Below are 9,320 nucleotides of genomic sequence, written 5' to 3' on the forward strand. Positions count from 1 at the left end.
CCGAATTCACCGTAATCGACGTCTCACGCAAGGTTTGCGCGAGCTGCACCGTCAGCATGTTCAAGGCCGCCTTCGATGCGTTGAACCCGATCTGCCGGAACGCCGCATGCTCCCACGCCGGATCGTTGTTGTGCGCCAGCGAGCCCAGGCCGCTCGACACATTGACGATATGCGCCCGCGCGGAGCGCGCGAGCCACGGCAGCATGGCTTGCGTAACGCGCAAGGTGCCGAAGAAATTGGTCGCGAACACCCGCTCGACGGCTTCGATGGAGGCTTTCTCAGGCGCGTCGTCGCGCGGATCGGTCACGGCCGCGTTGTTTATCAGCAGGTCAAGTCGACCGTAGTAGCGGCCAATCCGATAGGCCGCCGCATGCAACGTCTCGGGCTGCAGCAGGTCGATCACGAGCGTCTCTGCCTGAAAACCCGCCTTGCGCAACGGCTCGACCACCTCGTCGCCCTTCGCGGGCTCGCGCGCGCCCACCAGCACCGTCATGCCCACCTCGGCCAGCCCGCGCGCGACTTCCTGCCCAATACCCCGGGTCGCGCCCGTGACCAGCGCCACACGTCCCAGATGGCGTTCGGCATCCGCGCGCACCGTATTCTCGATGGCGTCCCGTTTCATCCCTGCTCCCGTCGATTGACCTGTTGTGTTGCGCCCGGCCGCACGCAAATTTGTTAGCATCGAGTTTATGAAGAATCCTTCAGTTTTTCCATTCGCATATGAAAGCTGACAGCCGAGGCCCCGCAACGCCCCGTAAGACGCCGCAGCAGGCGCGTTCGCGGGTCACCATCGACGCCATTTTCGAAGCGGCGCTTCAGGTTTTGCTGCTCGATGGCGGGCGTCAATTGACCACGACGCGTGTGGCCGAACGGGCGGGCGTGTCGGTGGGCACGCTGTACCAGTATTTCCAGAACAAACAGGTACTGCTCTATGCGGTGCTCGGGCGGCACATCGACCGGATCGTCGAGACGGTGGAGGCGACCTGTCTGGCCTCGCACGCCCAGCCGCTGGAAACGATGGCGCAGACGCTCGCCAAGGCGTATGTCGGCGCGAAGATGACGGACATCGAAGAAGCCCAGGCGCTGTACCGGCTCTCGGAAGATCTCGATGGGCGGGAAGTGTTTGCGGGGGCGTCCACGCGCATGCACGTGGCCGTCGTCGCTATGCTGAAAACAGCGCAAAACGCGCATTTCGACGATCCCGAGACCGTCGCGTTCGTGTTCCTGAACTCGATGACCGGGCCCATCAAGGCGATTCTGGAGAATCGCGCGCCCGCAGGTACCTGTTATGCGACGCTCGCCAGCCAGATCGCCGACCAGATGGCGACGATGTGCGGCGCCTATCTGCATCGCGTGGCCAGGGCGGCTGACGACGCCGAGGCGACAAAAGTTCACGCAGTCACATGACAACCGCCCGGAACTGGTAAAATGCCGGGTTGTGTTTGCCTACTACCCACGGTAATCGAAATGAATTACGAACAGGCCCGCTTTAACATGATCGAGCAGCAGATCCGTCCTTGGGATGTGCTCGACCAAGAAGTGCTCAATCTGCTCAAGCTCGTCAAGCGCGAGGAATTCGTGCCGACGGCCCAGCGCGCACTCGCGTTCACCGACGTCGAACTGCCGCTGCCGGGCGCAGCGATTGCCGACAAGAGCCAGCACATGATGTTTCCGCGTGTGGAAGCGCGCATTCTGCAAGCGCTCGCGCCGAAGAAGCACGAGAACGTGCTTGAAATCGGCACGGGGTCGGGCTATATGGCCGCACTGCTGGCCTACAATGCCCACCACGTGACGAGCGTCGAGTTCGACGCCAACCTCGCCCAGACGGCCCAGCAGACGCTGCGCGCCAATGGCGTGACCAACGTGGAAGTCGTCAACGCCGACGGCGCGCAAGGCTGGAGCGCCGCCGCGCCCTACGACGTGATCGCCATTTCGGGCGCGCTGGTCGAGCTGCCGCAGGCGTTCCTCGATCAACTCAAGGTGGGCGGCCGTCTGGCAGCGTTCATCGGGGGTAGCCCGGTCATGGAAGCCGTGCTCATCACGCGCGTGTCCGAGACCGAATACCGCCGCGAAAACCTGTTCGAGACGCAAGTGGCCTATCTGGTCGCGACGAAGCCGTCGAGCTTCAAGTTCTGAGCCGGGTCGCGACCCAAACGACACACGACCATCATGCAAAACATTACACCGGCGCAATTGGCCCAGTGGCTCGCTGACGGGGAGCGCGGCCAACCCACGCTGCTCGACGTGCGTGAAGATTGGGAGGTGCAGACCTGCCGCATCGCCGAGAGCCGGAACGTACCGCTTGGCGACGTGCCCGCCCGTCTGACGGAACTCGACGCCGAAGCGCCGATCGTGTGCATCTGCCATCACGGCATGCGCAGCGCTCGCGCCGCGATGTTCCTGGAACAACAAGGCTTTACCCAACTGTTCAATCTGGACGGCGGAATCGATGCCTGGGCGCGCCAGGTCGACCCGTCGATGCCGACCTACTGAACCTGCGCGACGTCAGTCCTGCGGGACGGCAAGGCCCGCGTCGAGCCAACGCCCCAGCGCGGTGACGGTACGCGCGGTCGCGCCCTGATGCTGTTTCGCGAACAACATGGCGGCCGTGCGCATCGCGAGCCGCCGGTCGTCGTCGACCAGCAACTCGGCCAGTGCCGTCGCAAGGTCACCGGCGTCGCTCACCCGTCGCGCGGCGCCCGCCGTCAATGCGTTCTCGCTGGCCTGCGTGAAATTGAACATGTGCGGACCGAAGACGACCGGCGTGCCCGCCGCACAGGCTTCGATCAGGTTCTGACCGCCCAGCGGCAGCAGGCTGCCGCCAATGAACGCGACGTCCGCCGCCGAGAAATACGCGGCCATCTCCCCCATCGAATCGCCGAGAACCACATCGACATCCGCGGGCAGCGACGTGTCGTCGTCAGCCCATGTGCTGCGACGAACGTAGTGAATTCGCACTCGATCCAGCATCTCGGCCACCTCGTCGAAGCGCTGTGGATGTCGCGGCACGAGCACCAGCAACGAACGCCGCCCCACCTCCGAGGACGCCGCCAACATGGCGCGCGCCTGAAGCACCAGCGACTCCTCGCCGTCGCGCGTACTCGCGGCCAGCCAGACCTTGCGCTCGCCGAAACGCTCGCGCCAGCGCGCCCCCAGCGCAAGCTGCGCGGGCGGTGGCGTCATGTCGAACTTGAGGTTGCCCATCACGTCGACGTCGTTCGCGCCCAGCATGCGCAAACGTTCGGCATCGGCATCGCTCTGCGCAAACACGCGGCTGAATCCGCCGAAGACAGGCTTGGCCGCTTCACCGAAGCGCGCTGCACGCCGGAACGAGCGCGCCGACATCCGCGCGTTGGTCAGCACCAGCGGCACGCCGCGCTCGCGGCAGGTGAAGATCAGATTCGGCCAGACTTCCGTCTCCATGACCACGCCGACACTCGGCCGCCATTGCTTCAGGAAGCGTTGGATCGGCCCGACCATGTCGTACGGCAGATAGCAGCGCAGCACGCGATCGCCGAACAGCGTCTCCCCGGTCGCGCGTCCGGTGGGCGTCATGTGCGTGAGCAGGATGCCGTGCGATGGATAGCGCTCGAGCAGTGCATCGATGAGCGGCTGCGCGGCGCGCGTCTCGCCAACGGAGACGGCGTGCACCCAGATCAGCGGGCGACCGGTGTAGGGCGGCGCGTCGTAAAACCCGAAGCGTTCGCCGATGTGACGACGGTATCCGGGCTCGAAGCGGCCGCGCCACCATAGCCGCACCACGGCCAGCGGCGCGACGATCCACCAGAGCGCGCGATAGACGAGACGCAGCAACATTCAGATGAGCGCCCGATGCGTGAGACGTTGCAAAACCGCCAGCGGCGAGCACTCGGGGTGCACCATCGCTTCGGCGGGAAGGAAGAAGGTCTGCTCCATCATGAACTGGCCCGACATCACCGCATGCGACGTCTGGTCCGAGAAGCAGATCCACACACTGCCCGGCGGGAACGGCATGGTCTGCTGTTCGGCGTCGCGCTGGTAGTCCATGTCGGCTTTCATGCCGTCGTGCAGATGCAGCATGATGTGGTCGTAGCCGCTGCGTTCACGCTTGGTGATGCCTACCGCGTTCTGCAACCAAGCGGAGCCCGGCCATTGGGTAGGCACTTTCGGCAGGAAGCGTTTGGCCACCGTTTCGAACGGCTCGCCCACACGCCAGACGCGCGGCTGCCCTGCCGGGTTCACATTGGTGAACACGCGCAGAATGCGCTCGCCGTAGTTCGGGCGCGACGGAAAGGCGTCGACGTGCAGTCGGCTGTCGTCCTTGCGCCACGACGTCTGGCGCGTTTCAACGCGATGCAGACGCAGGCTCGTGGGCGCCGCGCGCAACTTGCCGCGATACTCGGGCAACAGACCGTCGATCAGGCTGCACGCCTGCGTGTAGTAACGCTTGACCAGCGCATGGACGGCGCGCTGCGTGCTGTCGTCGGCGGCCACGCCGACCAGCACGTCGGACTTGGGATCGAGGCTGATGTTCTTGCGCTTCGGATCGGCAATGGCCGGATCGAGCAGGCGCTGCTCCGCGGCATCGATCGCGAAGGCCAGGTGCGGGAAATACAGCACCTTGCCGGCCTCGACATCGGCCACCAGCGTCTCGCGCGGCACCGACAGTTGCCCTGCCTGCCAGTCGCCGGATTCCACGGTAACGATCTGGCCGCTTTCATTCATTTGGCTCATGCGCTTCGGTCCTCCCGGGGCGCGCCGTCGCCGCTCGGCACAGGCCGCAGCGACGGTGCGAGCTGGCGCACGGCGTCGCGGACTTGCGCGAGCGTTGGCTTGTGCGCGGCGTCGCCAAGATTGACAATGCGCGGCGACCAGAATCCGCCGGTGCGCCACGCGGTGCTGAAATTGTATAACTCGATGGTGGGACGGTTCAGTGCTGCGGCAATATGCACCAGCCCCGTATCCACGCCAACGGTGATCGCGCCGCGATCGATGAGGCCAACGACCTGCGACAGATTCATCTTCGGCGGCACCCAGGCGTCGTCACCCAGCGCGGTGGCCAGTCGCAGCGAGACCTCGCGCTCCGCCGCACTGCCCCACGGCAATACGATCCGCAACCCTTGCGACGCCAGATCGCGACCCAGCGCAATCCAGTCGTCTTCCGGCCACGTTTTGTCGTCGCGCGACGTGGCGTGCACGAACACCGCATACGGATAGTCCGGACACTGGCTGTGGTCGGCGCGCTCGGTGGCAATGCCGAAGTCGATCTCGTCGGTTACCTTGAACCCCATCGCTTCGGCCACCAGCAGCCGCGAGCGCGTAACCACATGCGTGTGCGGCTCGATGCGCACGGTATGCCGGTAGAGGTAACGCACCGGCCACTCGTAGCTGGCCCCTTCGGTCCGGTTGCCCAACCCCCACACGGCGCCGCGTGCCGTGCGCGCGATCCAGCCAGTCTTGATCAGACCCTGCGTGTCGATCACGTAGTCGTAAGGGGTTTCGCGCAAGGCGCGGCGAAAGGCGCCGATCTCCTGCCACGTGCGTGCGGCGAGCGGCTGCTTGCGCCAGCGGCGCAACGCGAAAGGAATGACCCGGCGCACCCCGCGCACGAGTTTGACGAGGTCGACGAAGCCCTCTTCCACCACCCAGTCGATCTGGGCGTCGGGATGGTGGCGCACAATGTCCTGCACCACGGGCATGTTATGGACGACGTCGCCGAGCGACGAGACTTTGACGATCAGAACCTGCAACCGCACGCCCCGGCGGTTCGGCCGGGCCTCGTGAGCAAAACCGCGATTTTACCCCGACCCGGCCCGCCGAACAGCGTTGATTGCGCCGTTCTTGCAGCGGTCCCCTTACGGCGTATCTTGTGGCGTCCACTCGACGCCCATCAGGTATCCCTTAAGACGTCCCGCGCCGGTTGCCCGGCGCTGGGACCCCCAGGCCTCGCCTCAGAACGGCAGCTTGGCGTCGGGTTTCACGGCCAGGATGGCGCGGCGGAAGTCGTCTTGAATGCGCGCGATGGCCGCATCGCTGTCGGCCTCGAAGCGCAGCACGACGACCGGCGTGGTGTTCGACGAACGGGCCAGACCGAAACCATCCGCATATTCGACACGCACGCCGTCGATCTTGACGATGTCCCGCGCTCCGTCGAACTTGGCGGTCTCGCGCAGCTTGTCGATCAACGCGAAGTTCTCGCCTTCGGCCAGCGGGATCTGCAGCTCGGGCGTCGAAATCGAGTTGGGCAGCGCATTGAGCACCGCGCTCGGATCGGCTGCCTTCGACAGGATTTCAAGCAGACGCGCGCCCGTGTACAGGCCGTCGTCGAAACCGTACCAGCGGTCCTTGAAGAACACGTGGCCGCTCATCTCGCCCGCGAGCGGTGCGCCCGTCTCCTTGAGCTTGGCCTTGACCAGCGAGTGCCCTGTCTTCCACATCAGCGGCTCGCCGCCGTGCTTTTGCACCCAATCCGCGAGGTTGCGGGTGCACTTCACGTCGTAGATGATCTTCTCGCCCGGATGGCGGCTCAGCACCTCGGCGGCGAAGAGCATCAACTGGCGATCCGGATAGATGATCTGACCGTCCTTGGTGACTACGCCGAGACGGTCGCCGTCGCCGTCGAACGCGAGGCCGATCTCGGCATCGGTCGTCTGCAGCGTGCGGATCAGATCCTGGAGGTTCTCCGGATGGGCGGGATCCGGGTGATGGTTCGGGAACGTGCCGTCGACCTCGCAGAACAGCTCGATGACATCGCAGCCGAGCATCTGGAACAGCGCCGGGGCGTAAGCGCCCGCCACACCGTTGCCGCAGTCCACCGCGATCTTCATCGGACGCGCCAGATGCACGTCGCCCGCGATGCGCGCGCGATACGACTCACCGATCTCGTCGGCCGTGTACGTGCCCTGCCCCGTCTCGAAGTCCTGCTGGCCGATCAGCGTGGCGAGGTCCTGAATGGCATCGCCGTAGATCGCCCGACCGCGCAAGACCATCTTGAAACCGTTGTAGTCGGGCGGGTTGTGGCTACCCGTGACCATGATGCCGGAGTCGACGATGCGGCCATGCAGTGTGACGTTCGTCGCGAAATACACCATCGGCGTAACGACGACGCCGATATCGACCACATCGACACCGGCGGCGCGCAGGCCGTCTGAGAGCGCGCCGACCAGTTCGGGTCCGGACAGACGGCCGTCGCGACCGACCACGACCGCGTTGCCGCCTTCGCGACGCACCGCCGTGCCGAACGCGCGTCCGATCAGGTGCGCGACGTTGGCATCCAGGGTCTTGCCGACGATACCGCGGATGTCGTATGCCTTGAAAATCGCAGGTGAAACTTGCGTGGTTTGCGTCATGGGGGAGGATCTCTCGGAAGCGAGGGAAAAAGTCGTCATCCGACGCGAGGGGCCGGGCGTATCGCCTGGGCGAACCCATACGTAACGGAAATGTCGAGGGGCGTCGGCCGGAAAGCCAGCGCCGAGCGCGCAGCAAACGCGAAATCCCGGCAGGAAGACCGGCCGGGATCGGCTGCATTACGCTAAAATTATACGGGACTTCGCCGCACTGCGGCATTTCCCTCCAAACCCTTGTCAGCGATCGCCTACAATCAGTGTCCGCGCATCGTGACAAGCGTGTGACGCCCCCAGCACCGGCCTTGCGAGGCCGGTTTTGCTTATCTTGACTTGAGAACGAGTGAGCCGCGCGAGCGCCACATGCCCTATCGCACCATCATTCGCAACATCCTCTGGATGCTGACCGAGCGCGGCGCGCAGATCGTCGGTGGCATCGCCGTCTCCGGCCTACTGGCACGCAGTCTCGGCGCCGCGCAGTTCGGCCTGTTTCAGTACGCGCAATCGCTCGTGTTCCTCGCCGCGTCCCTCACGCTGTTGTGCGGCAGCGAGGTCGTGGTGCCGCGACTGGTCGGCAAGACCGAGGCGGAGCAACGCACGGTCATCGCCCATGCTTTCGTGCTGCGCCTGGCCGCTGCGGCCGTCGCCTACGCAGCGTTGGCCATCTACGTCATCGGGTTTGCCGAGTCCGAGCTGGTCGCCATTGCCCTCTGGCTCGGCGTGGCGCTCTGGTTCCGCGAGCCTGCGGGCATTGTCATCGCATGGTTGCAGGCACGCACGTTCAACCGGCCGAGCGTCGCGGCCAACCTCTGCGGGCTCGGCGTCAAACTCGCCCTCGTGGCGCTCCTGTTCGTGACGCACGCGGGCGTTGCCGCGTTCGCGGTCGTCTACGCTGTCGAGGCCGTCGTGGCCGCCGCGTTGCTGGTTCGGTATTACTTCAAGCATTCGCCGAAGACGCCTGTGATCTGGCGGCGCACGTTGCTGGTCGACCTGCTCTCGAGCGGCATGACGTTCTGGGGCGGCCTGATGCTCATGATCCTCTTCAAGCGTATCGACCAGCTTGTGCTCAAGCCGCTCATCCCGCTCGCGGAACTCGGCGCGTATGCCGCCGCCATGCAGATCACGGAAAACTTCGTGCTCGTGGCGCCGATCATCGCGAATTCGCTCGCGCCGCAACTGATCTTTCAGACGTTCGACAACGCCACCGCGAGACGCAATACCGTGCGTGCCGTGTGGCTGATGGTCGCCGCCGGCGCTTGCCTGGCGATGCCGATAGCGCTGCTGGCGCCCTGGATCGTGCACCTGATCTATGGCGCCGGGTTCGCGGAGTCGGCGCAAATTCTTCGCGTCTCGGCGCTCATGGGGATTCTGGTGTTCGCCGACGCCGCCCTGAACCTCACGCTGATTCGTCGCGGCGCCGGACGCTGGGTCATCGCGAAGTGGCTATGTGCGGCCGTGGTGGCCTTTACAGTCGTGCGCGGCCTGGCCCCGCATTTCGGAGCGCTCGCCGGCGCATTTGGCTACGGCGCGGGGTATGCGGCCGCGCTGGTGCTCGGCGTCTGGTTGCTCCGGCGAGACTGATGCGATGACGCCGTCTCATTCCCCGAACAACCACGTCGACCGTACCCTCTGCCTGTTCACGGGTACGCTCGCGGCCTTCGCCGGCGCCGAACGCGCGACGGCCACGCTCGCGAACGCGCTTGCGGCGCGCGGGCATCGCGTGCACGTGCTGTCGTTGTGGGGCCATACGCCCGTCTTCCCGTTGGCGCCCGGTGTCGCGCACCACGCGATGTTCGCCGAGCGCTTGGCGTTCAAGCATCACTACATGTCCATCGTTCGGCAGGTGCGGCGCTACGTGCGCGAGCAAGCCATCGATGTGCTGATCGACGTCGACCCGATGCTCGCGCTCTACACCGTGCCCGCCACGATCGGACTGCCGCTGCAACGCATCGCCTGGGAGCACAGCACCTATGCCAGCGACCTCGGCCGACGCGCCCG

At 65.4% G+C, this 9,320-nt stretch carries 10 protein-coding genes; 5 read left to right on the top strand and 5 right to left on the bottom strand.

The annotated features are described in order from the left end of the window. Positions 1–622 (bottom strand): SDR family NAD(P)-dependent oxidoreductase (locus tag A985_RS28430; RefSeq protein WP_198288647.1); only part of this gene is annotated, 622 nt, incomplete at its 3' end. A 98-nt stretch (positions 623–720) separates the two neighbouring features. On the opposite strand from A985_RS28430, the gene A985_RS24120 reads away from it, so the two are divergent. Genes A985_RS24120 through A985_RS0103995 form a run of 3 tightly spaced genes read left to right on the top strand, consistent with a single transcriptional unit; the run spans position 721 to position 2,493 of the window. Further along, the gene (locus A985_RS24120; protein ID WP_017232118.1) at positions 721–1,407 is read left to right on the top strand and encodes a TetR/AcrR family transcriptional regulator; all 687 of its coding nucleotides are present in this window, start codon (positions 721–723) and stop codon (positions 1,405–1,407) included. A gap of 60 nt (positions 1,408–1,467) precedes the next feature. Then, entirely contained in the window at positions 1,468–2,136 is a 669-nt protein-coding gene (locus A985_RS0103990) for a protein-L-isoaspartate O-methyltransferase (RefSeq protein WP_026131629.1), read from the top strand. Between the two features lie 33 nt (positions 2,137–2,169). Then, the gene (locus tag A985_RS0103995; RefSeq protein WP_017232120.1) at positions 2,170–2,493 is read left to right on the top strand and encodes a rhodanese-like domain-containing protein; all 324 of its coding nucleotides are present in this window, start codon (positions 2,170–2,172) and stop codon (positions 2,491–2,493) included. Positions 2,494–2,505: 12 nt separating this feature from the next. Here the strand turns inward: A985_RS0103995 and waaA are convergent, their stop codons facing one another. From waaA to A985_RS0104015, 4 genes are all read right to left on the bottom strand, one after another. Next, positions 2,506–3,813: a lipid IV(A) 3-deoxy-D-manno-octulosonic acid transferase gene (waaA, locus tag A985_RS24125; RefSeq protein WP_051060062.1), complete on the bottom strand. Its 1,308-nt coding sequence runs from the start codon at positions 3,811–3,813 to the stop codon at positions 2,506–2,508. A 3-nt stretch (positions 3,814–3,816) separates the two neighbouring features. Further along, a complete protein-coding gene (locus tag A985_RS0104005; protein WP_026131630.1) occupies positions 3,817–4,704 on the bottom strand; it encodes a Kdo hydroxylase family protein in 888 nt (295 codons plus the stop codon). A 5-nt stretch (positions 4,705–4,709) separates the two neighbouring features. Continuing rightward, complete coding sequence (gene waaC / locus A985_RS0104010) at positions 4,710–5,678, bottom strand: lipopolysaccharide heptosyltransferase I (RefSeq protein WP_232424512.1); 969 nt, start codon at positions 5,676–5,678, stop codon at positions 4,710–4,712. Between the two features lie 252 nt (positions 5,679–5,930). Continuing rightward, positions 5,931–7,328 carry a phosphomannomutase/phosphoglucomutase gene (locus tag A985_RS0104015; protein WP_017232124.1) on the bottom strand — a complete coding sequence of 466 codons (1,398 nt, stop codon included), beginning with the start codon at positions 7,326–7,328 and terminating at the stop codon, positions 5,931–5,933. Positions 7,329–7,685: 357 nt separating this feature from the next. Between A985_RS0104015 and A985_RS24130 the strand changes: the two genes are divergently transcribed. Beyond that, positions 7,686–8,903 (top strand): oligosaccharide flippase family protein, encoded by a 1,218-nt coding sequence (locus A985_RS24130; RefSeq protein WP_017232125.1) that lies wholly within the window; start codon positions 7,686–7,688, stop codon positions 8,901–8,903. Positions 8,904–8,907: 4 nt separating this feature from the next. Continuing rightward, on the top strand, positions 8,908–9,320 hold a 413-nt coding region (locus A985_RS26910; protein ID WP_198288649.1), incomplete at its 3' end, for a glycosyltransferase.

Origin of the sequence: Pandoraea sp. B-6 (genome assembly GCF_000282835.1) — a bacterium.
Classification (GTDB): domain Bacteria; phylum Pseudomonadota; class Gammaproteobacteria; order Burkholderiales; family Burkholderiaceae; genus Pandoraea; species Pandoraea cepalis.